Source organism: Aminobacter sp. GW821-FHT11F06, assembly GCF_058808215.1.
Genome location: NZ_JBXARL010000003.1, coordinates 250,811 through 272,680 on the forward strand (window position 1 = coordinate 250,811; position 21,870 = coordinate 272,680).

The following is a 21,870-nucleotide window of genomic DNA, read 5'->3' on the forward strand; positions in this document are numbered from 1 at the left end:
AGCCCATGCAGGCCAATCCATCCTATGCCAACTCTTCCGACCCTGGTGGCGACGGCGAAAAAAGCTTCCGTCTCGGGATGCGCGTCGTTGCGGGCACGGCGCTTGCCTTTTTGCTGGTCGCCGGAGCCGGCGGCTGGGCGGCAACGGCACAGTTGACGGGGGCGGTGATCGCTTCGGGCACGGTCAAGGTCGATGAAAACCTCAAATCGATCCAGCATCGCGACGGCGGCATCATCAAGGAAATCGCGGTCAAGGAAGGCGATTATGTCGAAAAAGGCGAGATCATGCTGCGCCTGGAAGACGCGCAGACCCGTGCCGAGCTGACCATCGTCAGCACACAACTCGGCGAGTTCAGGGCGCGCCAGGCCCGGCTTGTCGCCGAGCGTGACGGTTTTGCCGACGTTGTCTTTCCCGCCGACCTCAAGGGAGGCTTCCGTGGCTTTGAGGAGGTTGCGGCCGGCGAGACAAGGCTGTTTCGTGGCAACCAGCTGAACCGGCGCAGCCAGAAAGACCAGCTCGAACTTGGCATCAAACAGCTTGGCGAGGAGGTCAAGGGCCTCGAAGCACAGCTGAAGTCGAAGGCCGACGAGATCGCCGTGGTCGAAAAAGAAGCCGAGAAGGTCAAGGGATTGGCCGACAAAAGGCTGATCGAAGGGACGCGCGTCTACAATACCGACCGCGACACGGCACGTCTTCTCGGCGAGCGCGCCGAGATCGAAGCGGGTATCGCCCGTTCACGGGCCAGGATGAGCGAGATCCAGCTGCAGATCATCGCTGTCGACGAGACCGCGCGCACCGAAGCGCAGCGCGAGCTGAGCATCGTCGAGCCCAAGATTTCCGAGCTGCGCGAAAGACGCGCCGCCATCGAGGACGTGCTGTCGCGCACCGACATCAGGGCGCCGATCGCCGGCACAGTCAACGAGCTCTCGATCCACACCATCGGCGGCGTCATCACGCCGGCCGAAAAGCTCGTCAGCCTGGTCCCGGCCGACGCCAAGCTCAAGATCGAGATCAAGCTGTCGCCGACCGACATCGACCAGATATCGCTCGGCCGGCCGGCAACGCTCCGCTTTTCCTCGTTCAACCAGCGCACCACCCCTGAGCTTCAGGGCTCGATCGCCTATGTGTCGCCGGCAACCAGCAAGGACCCGGCCAACGGGCAGGTCTTTTACGTCGCCGATGTCGCGGTGGCGGAAGACGAGCTTGCCAAGCTCAAGGACAACCGGCTCTTGCCGGGCATGCCGGTCGAGGTTTTCATCTCGACGGAAGAGCGCACGGCCATTTCATTCCTGGCAAAACCGCTCTCGGACCAGTTCAACAGGGCGTTCCGCGAGCAATAGGGGAGACGATGTTGGCGGCGACGCATCGGTCAGCGGGCGCCTGCACCGACTTCGTGCATGATCATCGCTGCTTCGGTCCGGTTGCGGACGCCCAGCTTGGCGAAAACCTTTGTCATGTGATGCTTGACCGTCTTTTCATGCAGGCTCAGGCGCATGGCCACTTCCTTGTTGCTGAGCCCATTGCCGACGAGGCGCAGGATCTGATCCTCGCGCCGGGTCAATCGGCGCAGCGGATTGCTGCCACTGTCCTTGGCTATTCGCGACTCCAGATCGGCAACGAGGCGAGCGGAAAGCACCGGAGCGACATAGATTTCGCCGCCAGAGATCCTGTGCAAAATCTCGGCGAGTGACTTCGAACCGACGCCCTTGAGAATGTAGCCGCGCACGCCCAGCTGCAGCGCTTCGACGAGATCGCTGATGGCCTCCGAAACCGTCAGTAGAGCGATCTTGAGCCCCGGTTGCTCGGCGAGGATGTCGCGTGCGGCATTCAGGCCGCCGCCGGGCATGCTGATGTCCATCAGGATGATCTCCGGCTCTTCCTGGGCGAGCTTGCGGGCGTCGTCGGATGAGGCGCCTTCGCCGACGATCTCGAACCCGCCGATCTCAGACAGGCTCCGCACGACACCTTCGCGCAGGAGGGGATGATCGTCGACAACGGCGAGACGGATCATGACAGCGCTTGCTCCCTGTTCGAACCGATCCAGTTCGACCCAATCAAGCCCGCCGCGCCCGTCAGGCATTCCACATCATTGCAACCAATATGCGCGTCAGGTTGCGTGAGGGAAGCGACTTAGGTCCTATCGAGATGGGAACATTGGACTCGAATCTAGCTGAGTTCGTCGAGCAATCGGTGCTGGCGGTGCATTTCGAGGAACACGCGATAATCGCGGTCGAAGCGGGGCTGTGCCGAAGGGTTTGGCCTGCGCGCGCGGCCTTCCTGGCGCATCGCCGCACAGGCTTCGGTGAGGCTTGGATAGAGGCCGGCCGCTGCTGCTGCAACCATCGCCGTGCCCAACAGCACGGCGTCGGTGCCGATCGGTTCGACGACCGTGCAGCCGGTCGCGTCGGCATAGAGCTCCATCAGCAATGGATTGCGGGTGTGGCCGCCGGTGACGTGCAGCGTGTCGATGCCGTAGCCATTGGCGTTGAGCGCGTCGAGCACATGGCGAAGGCCGAGCGCGATGGCAACGGCGGTGCGCCAGTAGAGCCGGCACAGGCTGTCGAAGGAGGCATCGAGCGTCAGCCCGCTGATCACGCCAAGCGCATGCGGGTCGGCCAAAGGCGAGCGGTTGCCGTGGAAATCGGGCAGCACATGCAGGCGTCCGGCCAGGTCGAGACCTTCAACGGCACGCAACTGCATGATGCGTTCGGTGATGCGCTGGTGCATTGCAACGTCGGGCTCGCCGCCAGCACCGTGCCAGCGGATGATGTGGTCAAGCAGGGCACCTGTCGCCGACTGGCCGCCTTCGCTCAGCCAGAGATCGGGCAGCGCCGCGCCGAAATACGGCCCCCACACGCCGGCAAAGGGGCGCGGCTCTTCCGACATCGCCATGACGCAGCTCGATGTGCCGGCAATCAATGCGAGATGGCGGTCGATGCCAGGCCTGCCGCCAATGACGCCGATGGCGCCGGCAAATGCGTCGATCAATCCGGCGCCGACGCGGCAATGCGTTGTCAGGCCGAGCGCTTCAGCTGAAGCCGGCGTAAGGGGCCCAAGATCGGCGCCGACCGGGCTGGCGCGGTCCGGCAAGGCTGCGTGTTCGAAGATATCAGCGAGGCCAACTGCCGCGAAGAAGTCGTGACGCCAAGCCTCGCGCTCGTGGGCGAGATAGGTCCATTTGGCGGTGAGCGTGCATTGCGAGCGGGCGAGTGAGCCGCAGGCCTTGTGGGTGAGGAAATCGGCAAGGTCGAAGAGCTGACCGGTACGAGCCCAGCTCTGGGGCAGGTGACGCTTGACCCACATCAGCTTGGGCGTCGCCATCTCAGGCGACATCACGCCGCCGACAAAACCGAGCACTTCATGGCGGGTGGCGGTGCACTCGTCGGCCTCGGCCAAGGCGCGATGGTCGAGCCAGACGATGGTGTCCCAGCGATCCTCGCCGCTGCTGGATATGCCGACCTGCTCGCCAGCCTTGCCTCTGAACACCGTCGAGCATGTCGCGTCGAAGCTGATGCCGGCGATGTCGTCAGGTTCGACATTGGCGGACACGCGGGCTTGGCGTACCGCATCACATACGGCCCGCCAGATATCTTCGGAATCGTGCTCGCATTGGCCCGATGTCGAGCGGTTCATGGCGATGGGGCGTTCGGCGCGGCCAAGCAGCTTGCCGGCGCGGTCAAAAATGCCGGCGCGGGCGCTGCTCGTGCCTACGTCGACGGCGCAAAGATAGGCCGCCATCAGGACGACATCGCCGTGCAAAGCCCAGCCGCGCAAATGCTGCCGGACGGCCATCGCCGCGAACTCACCTGATGTAAAAATGCCGAGATCAACACCATGACGCGCAGTCTATATGCGCGCCACAAGCAATTCCAGCGGGCAGCGGCAGCTCTGATTTGCCTCAGAGACTGTCGCCGAGGTAACGCGTCAGGGTCTCCTTCGCGCCCAGCTTCCAAAGCGCGTCCAGGCTATGAGCGAAGGCTACGGCGAAGACCGGCGATTTGCCGACCTCGCCATAAATGTCTTCCATGGCGAGCCAGGTTTGCGGTGTCCCCTTGGCTGCCTTTGCCGTTGCCTGCAGCCGGTCCCAATTCGGGTCGTTTGGTTCGATCACGGCACCGGAGTCCGTCGTGCCGAAGCAATAGCGGCACCACAGCGCGGATTCGAGCGCGAGGCCCGGTATGCCTGCACCCGCCTTCAGCCGGTCGGCGATCACAGGGATGATGAATTTCGGCTGCCTGTTGGACCCGTCCAGGCACAGCCGGCGAACCGTGTCGCCGATCTTCGGGTTGGAAAAACGCTGCTCGATGAGCTGGCAATATTCTTCCAGAACCACACCCGGAACGGGCGGCACGGTGGGCATGATCTCCTCGCGTTCGAGCTTGGCCAGGAAGGCGCGCACCAGCGGGTTTTCCATCGCTTCGTGGACGAAGTGGATGTCCATCAGCCCGGCGGGATAGGCGATGGTGGCATGGCCGCCATTGAGGATGCGGATTTTCATCAGCTCGAACGGCGCCACGTCATGCACGAACTGCACGCCGGCTTTTTCCAGCGCTGGCCGCCCGTCAGTGAAATGATCCTCCATCACCCATTGCTTGAACGGTTCGCAGAACACCGGCCAATTGTCATCGACGCCGAAATCGCTGCGCAGGATGTCGCGCTCGCGGTCGGTGGTGGCGGGCGTGATGCGATCGACCATGCTGTTTGGGAACGCGACGTTGTCGCTGACCCAGTCGGCCAGCGTCTCGTCGACCAGCCGGGCAAGTCCGACCATGGCGTCCGACGTGACATGGCCATTGCCTGGAATGTTGTCGCAGGACATGACGGTGAAGGGCACGATGCCGTCATCGCGGCGCTTGGTGAGCCCGGCGAGGACGATGCCGAACACGGTCTTGGGGGCCGCGATGTTTTCAGCGTCCGCGACGATATCGGGATGGGCCGGGTTGAACACGCCGGACGCCGGATCGATGAAATAACCACCCTCGGTAATGGTCAGCGAAACGATGCGGATCGCCGGGTCGGCCAGGCGCTCGATGATGGCTGCGGCGTCGCCGGGCGTCAGGAAATCGATCATGACTGAGGTGACGCGGGCGCTCATATGGCCGCTGTCTTGCTCGACCACGGTGGTCAGCCAATCCTGCTCGGCAAGTTTGGCGCGCCCGACCTTTTCGCCGTCGAAGACGCCTGCGCCGACGATCGCCCAATCATGCCCGACACCGGAATTGAACAGCTCGTCGAGATAGACCGCCTGGTGCGAGCGATGGAAATTGCCGACGCCGAAATGCACGATGCCTGCCGTGAGCGACGAGCGGTCGTAGGCGGGCCGCGCGACATTGGCGGGAAGCTGGCCGAGATTCGCTTGGGAGAGTTTCACGGTCATGGTTCGACGCTTTCTTTTTTAGGCGCCGAAGTTCGCAGCACCTTCTCCCCTTGTGGGAGAAGGTGGATCGGCGCGCAGCGCCGAGACGGATGAGGGGTGTTGGAAGAAATGAGACGCTAGCGATCCTGCCAACACCCCTCATCCGACCTCGCTCCGCTCGGCCACCTTCTCCCGCAAGGGGAGAAGGGAAATTCAACTCATCCAGTTGCCGCCATCGACGTTGTAGGTCTGGGCGACGATATATTGGCTCTCGGGTCCAGCGAGGAAAATCGCCATGCCGACGAGGTCTTGGGCTGTGCCCATGCGGCCGAAGGGGACGGCCTCACCGACGAGGCGCTTCTTTTCGCCTCGGGGCCGGTTTTCGTATTTGGCGAACAGTTCGTCGACGTGGTCCCAATGCTCGCCGTCGACAACGCCCGGCGCGATGGCGTTGACGTTGATGCCATGCTTGATCAGGCCGAGCCCGGCCGACTGGGTCAGGCTGATGACGGCGGCCTTGGTGGCGCAATAGACCGCGACCAGCGCTTCGCCGCGCCGGCCGGCCTGGCTCGCCATGTTGATGATCCTGCCGCCCCGGCCACGCGCGATCATCGAGCGGGCGACGGCCTGCAAGGTGAACAGCGTGCCGGCGACATTGACAGCAAACAGCCTGTCGTAGCTCGCCTTGGAAATCTCGACGATCGGAGCGAGGTCGAACAGGGCGGCGTTGTTGACCAGGATATCGATCCCGCCAGCCTTGGCCTCGACCGCCTTCACCGCCGCCTCGATCGAGTTCAGGTCGGTGACGTCGAGCTTGACCGCATAGGCGGACGTGCCGATCTCGGCGGCGGTCTTTTCGGCGGCCTCAAGATTGATGTCGCCAATCGCGACCACCGCACCTTCGCCGACATAGGCCTCGGCGAAAGTGCGGCCGATGCCGCGCGCGGCACCTGTTATCAGCGCCGACTTGCCCTTGAGCCTACCGCTCACATGGCCCTCCCGTCGGTGCCGAAGCGGTGGATCTTGCTGGCGCTTGGGGTGACGAAGATCGTTTCGCCGTGGCGCACGCCGATCTCGCCGTCGGCGCGGACCGTCAGCGGGCCAACCTCATCCGCCTGCACATGCAGGAAGGTATCGGAGCCAAGATGTTCTGCGACACCGACGGTTGCCTTCCATTCGCCTGCTGTGGTTGAAATGCCCAAATGTTCGGGCCTGATGCCGATGGTGGTCGCGCCGTGCTTTGCGGCAGCCGCACCATTGATCAGGTTCATCTTGGGCGAACCGATGAAGCCGGCGACAAACAGGTTCTTGGGTGTCTTGTAGAGGTCCATCGGCGAGCCGACCTGCTCGATGTTGCCGGCGTTCAGCACCACGATCTTGTCGGCCATGGTCATCGCCTCGACCTGGTCGTGGGTGACGTAGATCATCGTCGTCTTGAGCTGGTGATGCAGCTCGCTGATCTCGAGGCGCATCGTGCCGCGCAGCGCGGCGTCGAGGTTCGACAGCGGCTCGTCGAACAGGAAGGCCGAGGGCTGCCGCACGATCGCGCGGCCAATGGCGACACGCTGGCGCTGGCCGCCCGACAGTTGGCCCGGCCGGCGCTCAAGATAGTTGGTCAGGTTCAGAACGCGCGCCGCATCCTTGACCTTCTTGTCGATGACCGCCGCATCGTCGCCCGCCATCTTCAGCGGAAAGGCGATGTTCTTGTAGACGCTCATATGCGGGTAAAGCGCATAGGACTGGAACACCATCGCCAGCCGCCGCTTGGCCGGGGCCTCGCCGGTGACATCGCGGCCATCGATATTGATGGTGCCGGCGGAGGTGTCCTCCAGCCCGGCGATCAGCCGGAGCAAGGTCGACTTGCCGCAACCCGAGGGCCCGACGAAGACGACAAACTCGCCGTCTTCGATCTCCAGGTCGATGTTGGGGATGATGGTTGTCGCGCCGAAGGATTTCGACACTTGCTTGAGGGTGATGTTTCCCATGGTTTCCTCCCGCGGGTTCGACTACTTCACGGCGCCGAACGTCAGGCCGCGGACAAGTTGGCGCTGGGAGAACCAGCCCATGATCAGGATCGGTGCGATGGCCAGTGTCGAGGCCGCCGACAGCTTCGCCCAGAACAGTCCTTGCGGACTGGAAAAGGACGCGATGAAGGCTGTCAGCGGTGCGGCATTGGTGGTGGTCAGCCGGATGGTCCAGAAGGATTCGTTCCAGGCGAGAATGATGTTGAGCAGCATCGTGGAGGCGATGCCGGGCACGGCCATTGGCGTCAGCACGTAGACGATCTCGCCCCACAGCGAGGCGCCATCCATGCGCGCGGCCTCCAGGATCTCGCCGGGGATTTCGCGGAAGTAGGTGTAGAGCATCCACACCACGATCGGCAGGTTGATCAGCATCAGCATGACGGTGAGGCCGATGTGGCTATCGAGCAGACGGGTGTCGCGGAAGATCAAATAGATCGGCACCAGAACGGCCACCGCCGGCATCATCTTGGTCGAGAGCATCCACATCAAGATGTCCTTGGTGCGCTTGGTCGGCGAAAACGCCATCGACCAGGCGGCGGGAATAGCGATCAGCAGGGCCAGGATTGTCGAACCGACGGCGATGATCACCGAGTTCATGAAGAACTTGAAATAGTTGCTCTGGGCCTGGACCTCGGCATAGCTCTCCAGCGTGCCCGACGGGATCAGGCTGAAGCCGGCGATCGCCTCGGTCTCCGACTTGAAGCTGGTGATGATGGTGTAAAGGATCGGAAAGAAGATCAGCAGGGCAACCACCCAGGCGGCCACGGTGAACCCGATCTTGCGATTGGTCGAAACTGCGCGTGCCATGGGTTTTTCCTTACTTGTCCAGGTTCTTGCCGACGGCGCGCATCAGGAAGAAGGCGACGGTGTTGGCAAGGATGACCGCGATGATGCCGCCGGCCGATGCGCCGCCGACGTCGTAGCCAAGAAGTGCCGTGCGGTAGATCAGGAAGGGCAGGTTGGTCGAGGCGTAGCCCGGGCCACCATTGGTGGTGACCAGGATCTCCGCATAGACGCCGAGCAGGAAGATGGTCTGGATCAGGATGACCACAGTGATGGCGCGCGAGATATGCGGGATCGTCAGATAGATGAAGCGGCTGACGAAGCCCGCACCGTCCATTTCGGCGGCTTCCTTCTGCTCGCCATCAAGCGATTGCAGCGCAGTCAAAAGGATCAGCGTGGCAAAGGGCAGCCACTGCCAGGCGACGATGATGATGATCGAAAACAGCGGGTATTGGGCGAACCAGTCGACCGGCTGGGCGCCGAAGAACCTGGCGATGTCGGCGAAGACGCCATAGCCCGGGTGCATGATCATGTTCTTCCACACCAGTGCGGCCACCGGCGGCATGACGAAGAACGGCGAGATCACCAGGATGCGCACGATGCCCTGGCCGAACATCGGCTGGTCGAGCAGCAGCGCCAGCGCGATGCCGCCGATGACGGTGATCAGCAGCACGCCGACAACCAGAACCAGCGTGTTCCAGATCGACTGGAAGAAGGCCGGGTCGGTGTAGAAATATTTGTAATTGAACAGGCCGGCGAAGCTGACATTGGCCGGATTGAGCAGATTGTAGTTCAGGAAAGAAAACCACAACGTCATCGCCAATGGCACGATCATCCAGACAAAGAGCAGGATCACCGACGGCGCCATCATGAAGCGCGCGAGCGTACGGGTCTGTCGAGTAGCCATTGATATCACCGCCTTCGATCAGAAGTGTTTCGAGCGGAAAAGGGGCCGTCCGGACTGGGAAACCGGACGGCCAGGCATCGGGAGGATGCCCTATTTTATGTAGCCGGCGCGGGTCATTTCGCGCAGCGACGCCGTCTGTGCTCCGGCCAGCGCGTCATCGACGCTCGACTGTCCGGCGAGTGCCGCCGAAAAGAGCTGACCAACCGTCGTGCCCAGCCCCTGGAACTCGGGAATGGCGACAAACTGCACGCCGACATAAGGCACCGGCTTGACGGTGGGCTTGGTCGGGTCGGCCGCGTTGATCGAGTCGAGCGTCATCTTGGCGAAGGGCGCTGCCTTCTGGTACTCGGGGTTGGCGTAAAGCGAGCTGCGCGTTCCCGGAGGAACGTTCGCCCAGCCCTCCTTCGAGGCGACGAGGTCGAGGTAACCCTTGCCGGTTGCCCAGGAGACGAACTTCTCAGCCGCTTCGGCCTTCTGCGTGCCGGCTGGAATGCCGAGCGACCAGGCCCACAGCCAGTTTCCGCGCTTGCCAAGACCATTGTCGGGCGCCAGCGCATAACCGACCTTGTCGGCAACCTTGGAGTTCTTCGGATCTGACACGAAGGATGCGGCGACCGTGGCGTCGATCCACATGCCGCATTTGCCCTGCTGGAACAGCGCCAGGTTCTCGTTGAAGCCGTTGGACGACGCACCGGAGGGGCCGGCGTCCTTCATCAGGTCGACATAGAACTGCAGCGTCTTTTTCCATTCGGGCTGGTCGAACTGCGGCTGCCACTTTTCGTCGAACCAGCGCGCGCCGAAGGAGTTGGACATGGCGGTCAAGAAGGCCATGTTCTCGCCCCAGCCGGCCTTGCCGCGCAGGCAGATGCCGTTGATGTCGTTGGCGCGGTCGGTCATCTTGCGGGCCGCGTCGGCGATGAATTCCCATGTCGGCGCATCGGGCATCTTGAGCCCGGCCTTCTCCATCAGGTCCTTGCGGTACATGACAAACGAGCTCTCGCCATAGAAGGGTGCGGCGTAGAGCTTGCCGTCGGCGGACAGGCCGCCGGCGATGGCCGGGATGATGTCGGCTGTGTCGTAGTCGGCGCCGAGCTTGTCGAGCGGCAACAGCCAGCCCTGCTTGGCCCAGATCGGCACCTCGTAGGTGCCGATGGTCATCACGTCATATTGGCCGCCCTTGGTGGCGATGTCGGTGGTGACGCGCTCGCGCAGCACGTTCTCTTCGAGCGTGACCCATTCGAGCTGGATGTCGGGGTTCTTGGCGGTGAAGTCGTCCGTCAGCTTCTGCATGCGGACCATATCGCCATTGTTGACGGTGGCGATGGTGATTGTTTCGGCATGAGCGGCAAAGGCAAGCGCGCTCGCTCCGCACAAGCCCAGGAAGAGCGTGTTCAGTTTCATCGAATTCCTCCCAAAGACCAAGGTGAGCATTTGCCTTGGCTATGAGCAATTATTCATTCGATCTGATTTATGTCAAGCAGGAATCTGGGCACGGACGATCAACGACTGCTCATTTTCAAGCCAATTGCTCACGCCATGAACAATAGGGCGGTTGCAGGCAGCGCCCAGGTGCGGACGCGCGCCATGCTTCAAGAGCAGGCATCCGCCTGCCGCCACGTAGGGGTAAGTAGGGGATTTAGCTCAGCTGGCCAGCAAGGCTGTGGCGGTGCGCTCGTCGGTGATCAAGCCATTGACGAGGCGGCGGGTGACCGCGGCCAGGATGCCGGGCAGCTTGCGTTCACCCATGGCCAGTGCCACCACCAGCGAGCGTTCGCGTGAGGGCAGCGGGGCGGAAGCGACGCGGTCGTTGGTGATGCCGTCGATCAGCCTGCCGTCGCGGTCGAAGGCCCAGCCGACGATCTCGCCGACGGCACCCGCCTTCTGCAGTGCCTTGAGTTCGGCTTCTGTGATGAAGCCGTCCTCATAGAGTGGGGCCTTGGGGCCCATGTCGCCGACGCCGACAAAGGTGACGTCGGCTTGGGCTGCCAGTGCCAGCGTCGGCTGGATCAGTGGCTGGCTGTGCAGCATGCGGCGCTCGTCCGGCGACGAGGCAATTGCCGGCAAGGGCATGGGAAAACTGCGCGCCTTGATCGTGTCGGCCATGTTGAAGATGACATTGTAGAACGCCGCCGAACCATCCGGCGAGATATTGCCGGTCAGCGAAACCACCTTGTGGTGCGGGCATTCCATCGGCGGCAGCTGTTCGATCGCCGCTTTCAGCGTGCGGCCGGTGCCGATCGCCATGACGATCGGATCTGTCGAGCGCAGCCATTTTTCGATTTCGGTGGCCGCGGCTTGCGCGATGCCGATGGTGGTCGATGACGAGTCCGGATCGCTGGGCGTGACCTCGACAAGGTCGAGCGCAAAGCGCGAACGCAGCCGCGCGGCAAGGTCGAGGCAGTTGGCGATCGGGTGGTCAACCCTGACCTTGATCAGCCCTTCGGACATGGCAAGCGACACCAGGCGCTGGGCGCTCTGGCGCGATACGCCAAGCTTTGTCGCGATCTGGTCCTGGGTGTTGCCGGCGACGTAATAAAGCCAGCCCGCGCGGGCGGCCTCATCAAGCCTTGCGTTTTCTGTCCGGGAACTCATGCGTCGCGCCTCTGCTCAGTCCGGCAGTTTCGCAGGGTTTTCAGAAATGCGCAATTGCTCGGTGATGTGTCATTTGTTCGCCGCGACGATTGGCGATGCCACGAAGGCAGATTGAGCGTACACGTCGTGATCGACGTATCGTCGAGCTGCGAAACGCAGTGAACTGCTCACATGTCTTGTTGGAAGAAGTGGTAGCGGGAAGTGGACTCGAACCACCGACCCCAGGATTATGATTCCCGTGCTCTAACCAACTGAGCTATCCCGCCAGGGTGGAGAAGGCTCGAAAAACTGTCTCGCAAGAGGCAGGCGTCGATGCATTCGCCAAGGTCGGGCGGATATAATGTCTGGATGACGAACCTGTCAAGCAGTGACATCAGGCAATTCCGGATAATTCCCAAGACGTATCGGCTGGTCGTTGTTCAGCTTGTTGCCGCCGGGTTTTCGCACGGCATTTTTCCGGCGCCTGACCGCGCAAACGACGTTCGGCCATGACGGTGGTTTGGCCACGGAGTTCGCCGCAAACGGCCTTCGCCGGTGCGTTTATGCGCGAACGCATGCGCGCCAGGTGATTTTGGCGCAGGCTGCGGGGTTGAGTTCACAAGGCGCGGCCACTATGTCTGCCGACATAAACTCCCCTTGGAAAGAGCCTGATGAAACCGCGTATTGCAGTGCTTGGATGCGGATATTGGGGCGGCAATCATATCCGCACCCTGAAGTCGCTTGGCGCCCTCCATGCCGTCTCCGATATCGATCCGGCCCGTGCCGAGCGTTTTGCCGCCGAGCAAGGCTGCCTGGCGCTGACCCCGGATGAACTGTTTGCCCGCGACGACATCGATGCCGTTGTCATGGCGCTGCCACCGCAGTTCCACGCCGACTTCGCGATTCGCGCCGTCGAAGCCGGCAAGGACGTGCTGGTCGAAAAGCCGATCGCGCTGACCGTGCCCGACGCCGAGCGTGCCGTGAAGGCGGCGCGCGACAATGGCCGCGTGTTCATGACCGGTCACGTGTTGCGTTTCCACCCGGCCTTCGAGGGGCTCAAGGCGCTTGTCGACAAGGGCGAGCTTGGAGAAATCGGCTACATCCATTCGCATCGTTTGGGCCTCGGCAAATTCCACGCCGAAAATGATGCGCTGTGGGATCTTGCCCCGCACGATCTGTCGATGATCCTGGCGATCACCGGCACCGCCCCCATCGAGGTGCGCGGCGAGGGTGCTGCGGTGCTCAACCACCTCAGCGATTTCGCCCACCTGCACATGCGTTTCCCCAATGGCCTGCGCGGGCACCTGTTTGCGTCCAGGCTCAATCCCTACCGCGAACGCCGGCTGACGGTGGTCGGTACCAAGGGCATGGCGGTGTTCGACGATGTCGAGCCGCAGGAGCGCAAGCTAGCCGTCTATCGCCACAATGTCTGGCAAGATGGCGGGCAGTGGACGTCGACCATGAACGAGCCGACTTATATTCCGCTCGAAAATGCCATGCCGCTGACGCGCGAGCTCGAGCATTTCATCCACTGCATCGAAACGCGCGAAGAGCCGCGCACCGGCGCTGAAGAAGCGCTCGGCGTGCTCAGGATTCTCACCGCGGGAACTGTCACTCACGACTGAGATGAGGGAATAGGGCAGTAGGGCAGTAGGGCAGTAGGGCAGTAGGGCAGTAGGGCAGTAGGGCAGTGTTAGCTCGAAGCCTATTGCCCCACTGCCTTACTGCCCTATTCCCCTAATTCCTACTCCGCAGCTATCGGCCCCGGCGTTGCCGCCAGCCGCGACAGCATCACTTCGGCGTCGGCGTGGCGCTCGGAGCGCTCGATGAAGCCGCCGCCAAAGACGCGTGCTTCGTTGCCGTCGTCGGAATAAAGCACGCAGGCCTGGCCGGGAGCGATGCCCGACTCGCCGTCGACCAGTTCGACCCAGGTTGCGCCATCGCGATGGTGCAGCACGACAGGACGCGGCGGCCGCGACGAGCGCACCTTGGCGTAAAGTTCGAGCCCGCTCGCAGGCACGCCCGACAAGGCGTCGTCGCCGAGCCAGTTCATGTTGCGCAGGAAAATCTTGTGCGTCTCCAGTGCCTCGCGCGGGCCAACGACGACGCGCGCGCGTTCGGCATCGATATGCACGACATAAAGCGGCTCGCCCGAGGCGATGCCGATGCCGCGACGCTGGCCGATGGTGTAGCGCAGGATGCCTTCGTGGCGGCCGAGCACGCGGCCGTCGATATGGACGATATCGCCGGGATTGGCGGCCGATGGCCTGAGCTTGGCGATGATGTCGGAATATTTGCCCTGAGGCACAAAGCAGATGTCCTGGCTGTCCTGCTTGGCGGCGACCGTCAGGCCCATGCGCTCGGCGGCTGCGCGAACGTCGGGCTTGGACATGCCGCCCAAGGGAAAGCGCAGATAGTCGATCTGCTCTTGCGTTGTGGCGAACAGGAAATAGCTCTGGTCGCGGTCGGCGTCGACCGGCCGGTAGAGCGAGCGGTGGGCGCCGTTCTGCTTGGAGCGGATATAGTGGCCGGTGGCGAGTGCTGCGGCGCCAAGCTCACGCGCGGTGGCCAGCAGGTCGGCGAATTTGACAGTCTGGTTGCACGACACACAAGGGATCGGCGTCTCGCCGGCGACGTAGCTTTCGGCGAACGGGTCGATCACCGCCTTGCGGAAGCGCTCCTCGTAGTCGAGCACGTAATGCGGAATGCCGAGCGTTTCGGACACGCGACGGGCGTCGGCAATGTCCTGGCCGGCACAGCACGAGCCGGCGCGGTGGGTCGAGGCGCCATGATCGTAGAGCTGAAGCGTGACGCCAACGACGTCATAGCCCTCTTGTTTCAGCAGGCCAGCCACGACTGAAGAATCGACACCGCCCGACATGGCTACAACCACGCGGGTGTCTTCGGGGCGTCCGGGCAGGTCCAGGCTGTTCATCGGGATTGCGTTCCGCTGTCTATAGGTCGGCTGCATGCCAATGGCTGCAATATAGGTCAAGCCTCTTCGCAGTGCCACCCACGCCGGGCCGATGCGCCTTTTTCGACGCGAAACCAGCCAACAGGGCAGATGGTTAAATTGCGGATCGAGAGTCTAACGTTCTGTTCACGTTCGTTACTTAGCTCTTAGTATTCGCTTAGGCAATTTTTAAAGCTGTGGCGCTAGTGTGGCAGGTGATTGGGTCTTTGAGTTTTTAGTAGAGAGTACGATGACCGATCTGGTTAGACCGCGTGTCAAATATGTTATCGGGCCGGACGGCAGCCCGCTTACGATTGCCGATCTGCCCCCGACCAACACGCGCCGGTGGGTCATCCGCCGAAAGGCGGAAGTGGTCGCAGCGGTCAGGGGAGGGCTGCTCAGTCTCGACGAAGCGTGCCAACGCTACAAGTTGACGACTGAGGAGTTCTTGTCCTGGCAGGCTTCCATTGACGAATACGGGCTTGCAGGCCTGCGCACCACGCGCATCCAGCAATACCGTCATTGACACCGGCCGTTGCGGCCAACCAATAAGAAAGGGTGCGGCTTGCCGCACCCTTTTCCATTTGGCGCTGGATTTCCGGAGCTCTACAGCGTCAGCACCACCTTGCCCTTGGGCCTGGTGGCAAGGAAGACGTGCGCGGCACCTGCCTCAGCGAGCGGGAAGCTTTTTGCGACATGGACCTTGAGCTTGCCGGATGCCGCAAGCTTGACGAGTTCTTCCAGCCCCTCGCGGTCGGGCCGCACCGAAATCCGCTCGATGCGGATGCCGAGCGCCTTGGCCTCGGATTTGGCCTTTTCGCTGGTTTCAAGCAGGGCAACGAGCACGCCGCCCTTGCGCAGCACCTTCAGCGATTTTTCGGCATGGTCATCGCCCAGCGGCTCGAACACCATGTCGACCTGGCCCACCTTGGCGATGAAATCGTCCTTGGTGTAGTCGATCACCTCGTCGGCGCCCAAGGAACGGACAAAATCGACCTTGTCCGGGCTTGCGGTGGCAATGACGTAAGCGCCGCGCGCCTTGGCGATCTGCACCGCGAGATGACCGACACCGCCGCCGGCGCCGTGGACCAGCACGCGCTCGCCCGCCTTAAGCTTTCCTGATGTCACCAGACCCTGCCAAGCAGTCAGGCCAGCGAGCGGAAGGGCCGCTGCCGCCGCGTGGTCGAGCGCTTCAGGCTTGTGCGCCAGTTCGCTTGCCGGGGCTGATGCAAGCTCGGCATAGGCGGCCGCCTGAGCCGGGAAGCGCGGCATGCCGAAGACCACGTCGCCAGGCGCAAAGCCGTTGGCGCCGGGGCCGACCGCCTCAACGACACCGGACAGATCCCATCCGAGCACGAAGGGCGGTTCGCCCAAAAGCGGGTAAAAACCGCCGCGCACAGCGGCATCGACAGGATTGACGCCCGCCGCCTTGACGCGGATCAGCACTTCGCCTGGCTGGGGCTGCGGTGCGGGCTGGTCGGCGATTTTGAGCACTTCGGGGCCGCCGACGGTATTCTGGGTAATGGCACGCATGGGAATGTCCTCCTTGGGATGAATGCATGTGCCACTATCAATTGGATAGTATCATTTCCTTGTCCAGTATGTACCTCCATGATATATAGGTACCCCATGGATAGTGAATGCGCACCCGACACCCCCTTCGGCTATGACGCCTTCAGGCGCACATGCATGTCGCACACCGTGCTCGAGATGCTGGCGAGCAAGTGGGTCTATCTGGTTGTCGGGGCTTTGAAGCCGGGCAGGCGGCGTTATGGCGAGCTTCAACGCAAGGTCGAGGGCATCACGCCCAAGATGCTGACGCAGACTCTTCGCGTACTGGAGCGTGACGGGCTGGTGCGGCGCGAGATATTCCCGGTCATTCCGCCGCGTGTCGAATATGAGCTGACGGATCTGGGGCGCAATCTTGCCGACCTGCTCAACCAGATCAGGGTCTGGGCAGAGCGCCATGCGCCTGAAATTCGTGATTCGCGCGCCCAGTCGCTGGCGGGCGAGAATGAGCCGGCTGAATTTCTGGCCTAGGGCCTGATGCGTGCCGATGGGCGCTCGGGTTCGGGACTTTTAGCGCTGGCTGTGCAGCGCTAACCGTCTGGAAAATATCTGTTTTTAGCCGATCATCGCGCTGCGTCCGCCGGTCTCGGCATCGCGCGCATTGCGGTCGCGCGATTCCAGCATTTCCGCCTTGGACAGCTCCGCTTCAGCTTCGGCGAGTAAGGATTCGGCTGCGGCGCGCTGTTGCGCCAGATCATGCTGGGAGTTTTTCAGATTGTCACGTCGTTGCCGCGCGGCTTTGGCGAAGGTCGGATAGGCGAAATGATTGAGATCAGTGATCCCCGCCTTCTTTTCCTCAGCGACGATCTGCAGTTCCAGATCGTTGGCCATGCGGTCGAACTCGGCGATCATCGAATCAAGCTGCATCAGCTGCCGGCGCTTTTCGTTCACCTGAAACTGCTTGAGCCTGACCAGGTTCTCACGTGATTTCATGACCCGATACTCCCGAACACCGAAAAACGCACTTCTACTCGCCTACTGCAGCCCCAAGGGGCCTCGCCGCAACCGAACCGGTTTTGAACTCCCGGATATGGAAAACAAACTTTTAAAGTTTTTCTCCGCCGGTAACCATTCGTTTACGCGCATCGTTAATCATATCCATCGAGACTTAAGGCCCGGTAAAGATTCTGGTTTTCGCTGCGAATGTGATCGGGTCGTCTCCGGAGTCGCTTAGTCAGCCTTGTTAATGCGTCGCGTTAAGATGTTGACCGTGTGATTCATGTTTAGATTCAAGTGGGTGTATGCGCCGGTTAAAATTTCTGATATGGTCTTCCATACGAAATTAGGTTTTGTTAACCATTCGATGGCAGCCTCCGATTCAGTAGCACTGGGCCGGTATGGATTGGACCGCGAAGAGGTTCCGGCAGCAGAAAAGGGGATATGAATGCGCGTTCTGCTGATAGAAGACGACAGTGCAACCGCACAGAGCATCGAGTTGATGCTTAAATCGGAGAGCTTCAACGTCTATACGACCGATCTCGGCGAAGAAGGCGTCGATCTCGGCAAGCTCTATGATTACGATATCATCCTTCTCGACCTGAACCTGCCTGACATGTCGGGCTACGAGGTTCTGCGCACTTTGCGCCTATCGAAGGTCAAGACGCCGATCCTGATCCTCTCCGGCATGGCCGGTATTGAAGACAAGGTGCGTGGCCTCGGCTTTGGCGCCGACGACTACATGACCAAGCCGTTCCACAAGGATGAGCTGGTGGCACGTATCCATGCGATCGTGCGCCGTTCGAAGGGCCATGCCCAGTCGGTCATCCTGACCGGCGATCTGATCGTCAATCTCGACGCCAAGACGGTCGAGGTTGGTGGCCAGCGCGTGCACCTGACCGGCAAGGAATACCAGATGCTGGAGCTGCTCTCGCTGCGCAAGGGCACCACGCTGACCAAGGAAATGTTCCTCAACCACCTCTATGGCGGCATGGACGAACCGGAACTGAAGATCATCGACGTCTTCATCTGCAAGCTTCGCAAGAAGCTCGACGCCGCTTCCGGTGGTCAAAGCTTCATCGAAACTGTCTGGGGCCGCGGCTATGTGCTGCGTGAGCCGGAAGAGCTTCGCGAAATCGCCTGACTTTCTTGCACTACCTCAGTCAAAACCCGGCTTTCGTGCCGGGTTTTTTTTGAATTGAATCAGGCTGCGACGTCGAAGGCGCGGAAGCGGTCGAGCAGTTGCGGCCTGGTGAACGGCTTCAGCAGATAACCTTGGGCGCCGGCGCGCTTGGCGCGCATGATGGCGCCGATGTCGACCTCTGTCAGGCAGATGGCGATCTGCGGCTTGACCCGGCCGTCCATGGCGCGGACGCGGCGGATGAAGTCGGCGACCCCCATGTCCTCCAGCGCAGCGTCGACAACGATGATGTCGGGCATGTCATAGGCGCACAAGTCGAGCGCCTCGGCGCCGGTCGATGCTTCGACAACGGCCATGTCCGGGCCATTCAGGATGCGTTTGGCGACTTTGCGAATGACGCTCGAATCATCGACGAACAGGCAGCGTTTCATATCCCGGTCCTCTTTTCGGGAGCCGAACGCGCCAGACGCGCCGGGGTGTTGCTAGGACCCTAGCGCTGTTGCGTAAAGAAGCCGAAAACCCGGATGGTAAAAATCTTGGAAATATCCGCAAGCAGGGCTGTTTTCGTCCGCGTGCCAAGCGTTCGCTGGCCGGTCTCGAGTTGTTGAGGTCGGGCAGGCAGTGGGTTGCCGATAAATCGACGCCGATTGCCTGGCTGATATGCTCGCAAACACCAGCAAAGCCGTCCGCGATCACCAGACATGACCTGGGATCGTCCAAAGCTCATCTTGGCTATACAGAAAAGCTGAGTGCGATCACTCGGCCGTCAGCAGTATCTCTTCGGCCGTTGCGTGGATCGAGATCGTCATACCGGCCTCGCGTGCCAGAAGCAACGCGTAGTAGGGCTGCACCGAATGGGCGTCGATAGGCTCGTCCGGCTTTTGGCCGGAATGCAATTCGAGGAACTTCGGCGGCACGCGCAGCATCGGGCCGGCGGCCGACAGGGTGAATTTCGGCGCGGTGTCGACGTTTTCGAGTGTCACGCTGAGCTTGCCGCCGCGCGGGATCGCTGCATGAGCGACAAGCAGCAGGTTGAGCAGCAGCTTGACCTTGTTCTTGGGCAAAAGCGCGCGCCCGCCATTCCAGATCAGTTCCGGCTTTTCGTTCTTGAAAAAGGCTGATGCAACCGATTCGGCATCGCCGGTGTCGATCAGCATGCCGGCCGAGCCGGCCGCGCCAAAGGCGATGCGTGCGAACTGCAAGCGTGCCGAGGCATTGCGGGCGCTGGTGCGGATGAGGCGCATCGCGTCTTCGTCGGCACCGCCCTCGTCGAGCAGCTCAAGACCGTTGTTGATGGCGCCAACTGGCGAGATGATGTCGTGGCAGACCCGGCTGCACAGCAGGGCTGCAAGGTCAGGAGCGGAAAGCGTCAACAACTCGGCCATGAACGGCATCCCTCGGGCAAATGGCTTGAACCACGGTAATGCGGCCACGGGACCCGGTAGTGCGAATCAGGGCTGGCCTTGCAGTCCTCTTGGTTACACAGCGTCGCCTCATGCGGCAAGAAACAGCAGCCAAAGCGAGCGTGAAATGCTGGTTTTCTGCGCAAATCCAGGCTTTTCCGCTTATGCGCATGCCTTCGATCCGCCATCTTCCTAGGTCAGTTTAATGGTTGAAAAAGGATTACGGCATAGTTTGCCGGAGTTGGACCAGCCAGCCGCCAATCAAGAGCAGCAGCGGGTCCGGGGCGTCGGAGAGAGTGTGCTCCCAGACGGAGATTTGGAAGCATGATTTCCCGATTCTATGGCCGGACGTTTGCCCGGCTTGTTGCCGCGATGTTCGTCCTTGTCGGCGTTCTGGCATTTTCGACATCTGCGTCGCGCGCGCAGCAATACACCTCGCAGGAGATCCTTGATTCCGGCCATCGTTTTTTTGGTTCGACCTCTGGCGGTCTCGCCAGTGTCGTCGAGAAGGTTTTCGCGTCCTACGGCCTGCCGAACGGCTATGTCCTGGGCGAAGAGGGCTCCGGCGCCTTTGTCGGCGGCCTGACCTATGGCGAAGGCACGCTTTATACCAAGAATGCCGGTGACCATAAGGTCTACTGGCAGGGCCCTTCGCTCGGCTGGGATTTCGGCGGCCAGGGCTCGCGCACCATGATCCTGGTCTACAATCTCGATGACGTGAACAATCTTTACGATCGTTACGGCGGTGTCGCGGGTTCGGCCTATGTGGTTGCGGGCGTCGGTTTCAACGTTCTCAAGCGCGGCAATATCCTGCTGGTACCGGTGCGCACCGGCGTTGGCGCCCGGCTGGGTGTCAATCTCGGCTATCTGAAGTTGACCCAGCAGCCGACCTGGAACCCGTTCTGATCGTGTGCAGAACGACAGCGCCGCGCGTCCCGATGGACGCGCAAAGGACGCTTTAACAGCCAAATCTGTGCATGATCCCTTGCGAAAATCGATTTCGATTTTCGGGGTCATGCATAGCATTTGCAGCGGTGCTGGATTCCTGCCATGGGAACATGGCAAACTCGCGCCTGTCCGTAACGGGTAAAGTGCTTTGGTCCAGTCGATCCTGTTTTTCGTTCTTGGCTTTCTGACCGCCGGGTTTTTCGTGCTGCTGATCGCACCTGCGGTGTGGCGGCGCGCCGTCTCGGTCACGCGGATGCGGGTCGAGGCAAAGCTTCCCATGACGCTGGAAGAGATCCGCGCGGACAAGGACAGTCTGCGCGCCGAGCACGCCATGGCGCTGCGCAAGGTCGAAGTCCAGCTCAAGGCGTCGCAGGAAAAAGTGCTTTCGCAGGCCGTCGAGCTCAGCCGCATCCACGAAGCGCAGAGGCTTGTGGTGACCGATCTTGCCGACAAGGATGGCGTCGTCAGCGAGCTCGAAGCCAAGCGCGGCAATCTGCGCGAGGAGCTTGGCAAGCGCGACGAGCAGATCAAGACGCTCGTCGCCCAGCTTGCCGAAGCAGAGCGCATGCTCGAGCAGCGCGCCAAGGAGGCCGAGGAAGTCGGCAGGCTGTATGAAGAAGCCACCCTTTCTTCCAGCAGTCGCCAGATCGAGCTGGTGAGCCGCGAAAGCGAGTTGGGCAAGCTGTCGGACGACATGTCGACGCTGCGCCATCAGCGCAACGATACCGACCACCGCCTGAGCGAACTCGAAGCCGACAACAAGGCGGTGCGCGAGGCGTTGAAGGCGGAGACCAGGCGTGCCGGCGAACTCGACAGGAAGTTGCAGGAACTGTCGGCGTCGCTGGGCGACCGCGACGACAAGATCGAGCAGCGCGAGGGCGAACTGGCCCGTGCGCGCGAGCAACTGAAAAGCCCGCAAGGCGCGCAGGAGACGAGCAGCATGACCAATGGAGCCGCGCAGTCGGCCGAGCGCGAACGCCTCGAAGGTCGGCTGACCACGCTGATGCGCGAAAACAAGCGGCTCAAGGGTGAGCTTGCCAAGGCGGGGCGCAACACTTCGACGCCGGGCCAGGATTCTCAGTTGCGCGAACAGATGCATGAACTGGCGGCGGAGGTCGTGGCACTGACGGCACGGCTCGAGGGGCCGAATTCGCCGATTGCCGGCGTGCTGGCGATTACAGATGAAGTCCATGCGCCGGCGAACGGCGACAGGTCCTCCGTCATCAGCCTTGCCGACCGCGTCCGGGCGCTGCAGAAGTCGCCGGCCGCTGAGTAAGCT

General features: G+C 61.8%; 21 protein-coding genes and 1 tRNA gene. 7 read left to right on the forward strand and 15 right to left on the reverse strand.

The window, feature by feature from the left end; all coding sequences use genetic code 11:
- Positions 1–5 precede the first annotated feature (5 nt).
- Positions 6–1,340, forward strand: coding sequence for an HlyD family type I secretion periplasmic adaptor subunit (locus AC1RTB_RS09075; protein ID WP_492877776.1), 1,335 nt, complete (start codon positions 6–8; stop codon positions 1,338–1,340).
- 29 nt (positions 1,341–1,369) lie between these two features.
- Here the strand turns inward: AC1RTB_RS09075 and AC1RTB_RS09080 are convergent, their stop codons facing one another.
- The 10 genes from AC1RTB_RS09080 to AC1RTB_RS09125 all read right to left on the reverse strand — a co-directional run bounded on the left by AC1RTB_RS09080 (position 1,370) and on the right by AC1RTB_RS09125 (position 11,928).
- Positions 1,370–2,011: a LuxR C-terminal-related transcriptional regulator gene (locus AC1RTB_RS09080; RefSeq protein ID WP_492878190.1), complete on the reverse strand. Its 642-nt coding sequence runs from the start codon at positions 2,009–2,011 to the stop codon at positions 1,370–1,372.
- Positions 2,012–2,166: 155 nt separating this feature from the next.
- Positions 2,167–3,738: an FGGY-family carbohydrate kinase gene (locus tag AC1RTB_RS09085; RefSeq protein WP_492878188.1), complete on the reverse strand. Its 1,572-nt coding sequence runs from the start codon at positions 3,736–3,738 to the stop codon at positions 2,167–2,169.
- Between the two features lie 160 nt (positions 3,739–3,898).
- Positions 3,899–5,377: a mannitol dehydrogenase family protein gene (locus AC1RTB_RS09090; RefSeq protein WP_492877774.1), complete on the reverse strand. Its 1,479-nt coding sequence runs from the start codon at positions 5,375–5,377 to the stop codon at positions 3,899–3,901.
- A gap of 192 nt (positions 5,378–5,569) precedes the next feature.
- Entirely contained in the window at positions 5,570–6,346 is a 777-nt protein-coding gene (locus AC1RTB_RS09095; RefSeq protein WP_492877772.1) for an L-iditol 2-dehydrogenase, read from the reverse strand.
- Entirely contained in the window at positions 6,343–7,341 is a 999-nt protein-coding gene (locus AC1RTB_RS09100) for an ABC transporter ATP-binding protein (RefSeq protein ID WP_492877770.1), read from the reverse strand. The genes AC1RTB_RS09095 and AC1RTB_RS09100 overlap by 4 nt, the downstream gene beginning before the upstream one ends.
- A gap of 21 nt (positions 7,342–7,362) precedes the next feature.
- Complete coding sequence (locus AC1RTB_RS09105; RefSeq protein WP_492877768.1) at positions 7,363–8,187, reverse strand: carbohydrate ABC transporter permease; 825 nt, start codon at positions 8,185–8,187, stop codon at positions 7,363–7,365.
- Positions 8,188–8,197: 10 nt separating this feature from the next.
- Entirely contained in the window at positions 8,198–9,070 is an 873-nt protein-coding gene (locus tag AC1RTB_RS09110; RefSeq protein ID WP_492877766.1) for a carbohydrate ABC transporter permease, read from the reverse strand.
- 90 nt (positions 9,071–9,160) lie between these two features.
- The gene (locus AC1RTB_RS09115; protein ID WP_492877764.1) at positions 9,161–10,471 is read right to left on the reverse strand and encodes an ABC transporter substrate-binding protein; all 1,311 of its coding nucleotides are present in this window, start codon (positions 10,469–10,471) and stop codon (positions 9,161–9,163) included.
- A 240-nt stretch (positions 10,472–10,711) separates the two neighbouring features.
- A complete protein-coding gene (locus tag AC1RTB_RS09120) occupies positions 10,712–11,662 on the reverse strand; it encodes a sugar-binding transcriptional regulator (RefSeq protein WP_492877763.1) in 951 nt (316 codons plus the stop codon).
- 189 nt (positions 11,663–11,851) lie between these two features.
- Positions 11,852–11,928 (reverse strand) — tRNA-Met (locus tag AC1RTB_RS09125).
- Positions 11,929–12,312: 384 nt separating this feature from the next.
- Here AC1RTB_RS09125 and AC1RTB_RS09130 point away from each other — a divergent pair.
- Positions 12,313–13,266 carry a Gfo/Idh/MocA family protein gene (locus AC1RTB_RS09130; protein WP_492877761.1) on the forward strand — a complete coding sequence of 318 codons (954 nt, stop codon included), beginning with the start codon at positions 12,313–12,315 and terminating at the stop codon, positions 13,264–13,266.
- A gap of 119 nt (positions 13,267–13,385) precedes the next feature.
- Here the strand turns inward: AC1RTB_RS09130 and mnmA are convergent, their stop codons facing one another.
- Positions 13,386–14,576 carry a tRNA 2-thiouridine(34) synthase MnmA gene (gene mnmA / locus AC1RTB_RS09135; RefSeq protein WP_492877759.1) on the reverse strand — a complete coding sequence of 397 codons (1,191 nt, stop codon included), beginning with the start codon at positions 14,574–14,576 and terminating at the stop codon, positions 13,386–13,388.
- Positions 14,577–14,844: 268 nt separating this feature from the next.
- Here mnmA and sciP point away from each other — a divergent pair, with 268 nt between their 5' ends.
- Positions 14,845–15,120, forward strand: coding sequence for a CtrA inhibitor SciP (gene sciP / locus AC1RTB_RS09140; protein ID WP_013529904.1), 276 nt, complete (start codon positions 14,845–14,847; stop codon positions 15,118–15,120).
- Positions 15,121–15,200: 80 nt separating this feature from the next.
- Here sciP and AC1RTB_RS09145 read toward each other — a convergent pair whose 3' ends face one another.
- Positions 15,201–16,127, reverse strand: coding sequence for an NADP-dependent oxidoreductase (locus tag AC1RTB_RS09145; RefSeq protein ID WP_492877756.1), 927 nt, complete (start codon positions 16,125–16,127; stop codon positions 15,201–15,203).
- Positions 16,128–16,283: 156 nt separating this feature from the next.
- Between AC1RTB_RS09145 and AC1RTB_RS09150 the strand changes: the two genes are divergently transcribed.
- The gene (locus AC1RTB_RS09150; RefSeq protein WP_492877754.1) at positions 16,284–16,634 is read left to right on the forward strand and encodes a winged helix-turn-helix transcriptional regulator; all 351 of its coding nucleotides are present in this window, start codon (positions 16,284–16,286) and stop codon (positions 16,632–16,634) included.
- A gap of 84 nt (positions 16,635–16,718) precedes the next feature.
- Here AC1RTB_RS09150 and AC1RTB_RS09155 read toward each other — a convergent pair whose 3' ends face one another.
- Entirely contained in the window at positions 16,719–17,096 is a 378-nt protein-coding gene (locus AC1RTB_RS09155) for a flagellar export protein FliJ (protein ID WP_492877752.1), read from the reverse strand.
- A 451-nt stretch (positions 17,097–17,547) separates the two neighbouring features.
- Here AC1RTB_RS09155 and ctrA point away from each other — a divergent pair, with 451 nt between their 5' ends.
- Entirely contained in the window at positions 17,548–18,243 is a 696-nt protein-coding gene (ctrA, locus tag AC1RTB_RS09160; protein WP_492877750.1) for a response regulator transcription factor CtrA, read from the forward strand.
- 59 nt (positions 18,244–18,302) lie between these two features.
- Here ctrA and AC1RTB_RS09165 read toward each other — a convergent pair whose 3' ends face one another.
- The gene (locus AC1RTB_RS09165; protein WP_492877748.1) at positions 18,303–18,671 is read right to left on the reverse strand and encodes a response regulator; all 369 of its coding nucleotides are present in this window, start codon (positions 18,669–18,671) and stop codon (positions 18,303–18,305) included.
- 324 nt (positions 18,672–18,995) lie between these two features.
- On the reverse strand, positions 18,996–19,625 hold the full coding sequence (chpT, locus tag AC1RTB_RS09170) for a histidine phosphotransferase ChpT (RefSeq protein ID WP_492877746.1): 630 nt from the start codon (positions 19,623–19,625) through the stop codon (positions 18,996–18,998).
- A 342-nt stretch (positions 19,626–19,967) separates the two neighbouring features.
- On the opposite strand from chpT, the gene AC1RTB_RS09175 reads away from it, so the two are divergent.
- Entirely contained in the window at positions 19,968–20,549 is a 582-nt protein-coding gene (locus AC1RTB_RS09175; RefSeq protein ID WP_492877744.1) for a DUF1134 domain-containing protein, read from the forward strand.
- A 190-nt stretch (positions 20,550–20,739) separates the two neighbouring features.
- On the forward strand, positions 20,740–21,867 hold the full coding sequence (locus AC1RTB_RS09180) for a coiled-coil domain-containing protein (protein WP_492877743.1): 1,128 nt from the start codon (positions 20,740–20,742) through the stop codon (positions 21,865–21,867).
- The last annotated feature ends 3 nt before the right edge of the window (positions 21,868–21,870 follow it).

What these genes read in the sequence shown, in the direction of transcription:
- AC1RTB_RS09075 (WP_492877776.1), top strand. Translation starts at nt 6, where the DNA reads ATGCAGGCCAATCCATCCTATGCCAACTCTTCCGACCCTGGTGGCGAC.
- AC1RTB_RS09080 (WP_492878190.1), bottom strand. Translation starts at nt 2,011, where the DNA reads ATGATCCGTCTCGCCGTTGTCGACGATCATCCCCTCCTGCGCGAAGGT.
- AC1RTB_RS09085 (WP_492878188.1), bottom strand. Translation starts at nt 3,738, where the DNA reads ATGGCGGCCTATCTTTGCGCCGTCGACGTAGGCACGAGCAGCGCCCGC.
- AC1RTB_RS09090 (WP_492877774.1), bottom strand. Translation starts at nt 5,377, where the DNA reads ATGACCGTGAAACTCTCCCAAGCGAATCTCGGCCAGCTTCCCGCCAAT.
- AC1RTB_RS09100 (WP_492877770.1), bottom strand. Translation starts at nt 7,341, where the DNA reads ATGGGAAACATCACCCTCAAGCAAGTGTCGAAATCCTTCGGCGCGACA.
- AC1RTB_RS09105 (WP_492877768.1), bottom strand. Translation starts at nt 8,187, where the DNA reads ATGGCACGCGCAGTTTCGACCAATCGCAAGATCGGGTTCACCGTGGCC.
- AC1RTB_RS09110 (WP_492877766.1), bottom strand. Translation starts at nt 9,070, where the DNA reads ATGGCTACTCGACAGACCCGTACGCTCGCGCGCTTCATGATGGCGCCG.
- AC1RTB_RS09115 (WP_492877764.1), bottom strand. Translation starts at nt 10,471, where the DNA reads ATGAAACTGAACACGCTCTTCCTGGGCTTGTGCGGAGCGAGCGCGCTT.
- AC1RTB_RS09120 (WP_492877763.1), bottom strand. Translation starts at nt 11,662, where the DNA reads ATGAGTTCCCGGACAGAAAACGCAAGGCTTGATGAGGCCGCCCGCGCG.
- AC1RTB_RS09130 (WP_492877761.1), top strand. Translation starts at nt 12,313, where the DNA reads ATGAAACCGCGTATTGCAGTGCTTGGATGCGGATATTGGGGCGGCAAT.
- mnmA (WP_492877759.1), bottom strand. Translation starts at nt 14,576, where the DNA reads ATGAACAGCCTGGACCTGCCCGGACGCCCCGAAGACACCCGCGTGGTT.
- sciP (WP_013529904.1), top strand. Translation starts at nt 14,845, where the DNA reads ATGACCGATCTGGTTAGACCGCGTGTCAAATATGTTATCGGGCCGGAC.
- AC1RTB_RS09145 (WP_492877756.1), bottom strand. Translation starts at nt 16,127, where the DNA reads ATGCGTGCCATTACCCAGAATACCGTCGGCGGCCCCGAAGTGCTCAAA.
- AC1RTB_RS09150 (WP_492877754.1), top strand. Translation starts at nt 16,284, where the DNA reads ATGTCGCACACCGTGCTCGAGATGCTGGCGAGCAAGTGGGTCTATCTG.
- AC1RTB_RS09155 (WP_492877752.1), bottom strand. Translation starts at nt 17,096, where the DNA reads ATGAAATCACGTGAGAACCTGGTCAGGCTCAAGCAGTTTCAGGTGAAC.
- ctrA (WP_492877750.1), top strand. Translation starts at nt 17,548, where the DNA reads ATGCGCGTTCTGCTGATAGAAGACGACAGTGCAACCGCACAGAGCATC.
- AC1RTB_RS09165 (WP_492877748.1), bottom strand. Translation starts at nt 18,671, where the DNA reads ATGAAACGCTGCCTGTTCGTCGATGATTCGAGCGTCATTCGCAAAGTC.
- chpT (WP_492877746.1), bottom strand. Translation starts at nt 19,625, where the DNA reads ATGGCCGAGTTGTTGACGCTTTCCGCTCCTGACCTTGCAGCCCTGCTG.
- AC1RTB_RS09175 (WP_492877744.1), top strand. Translation starts at nt 19,968, where the DNA reads ATGATTTCCCGATTCTATGGCCGGACGTTTGCCCGGCTTGTTGCCGCG.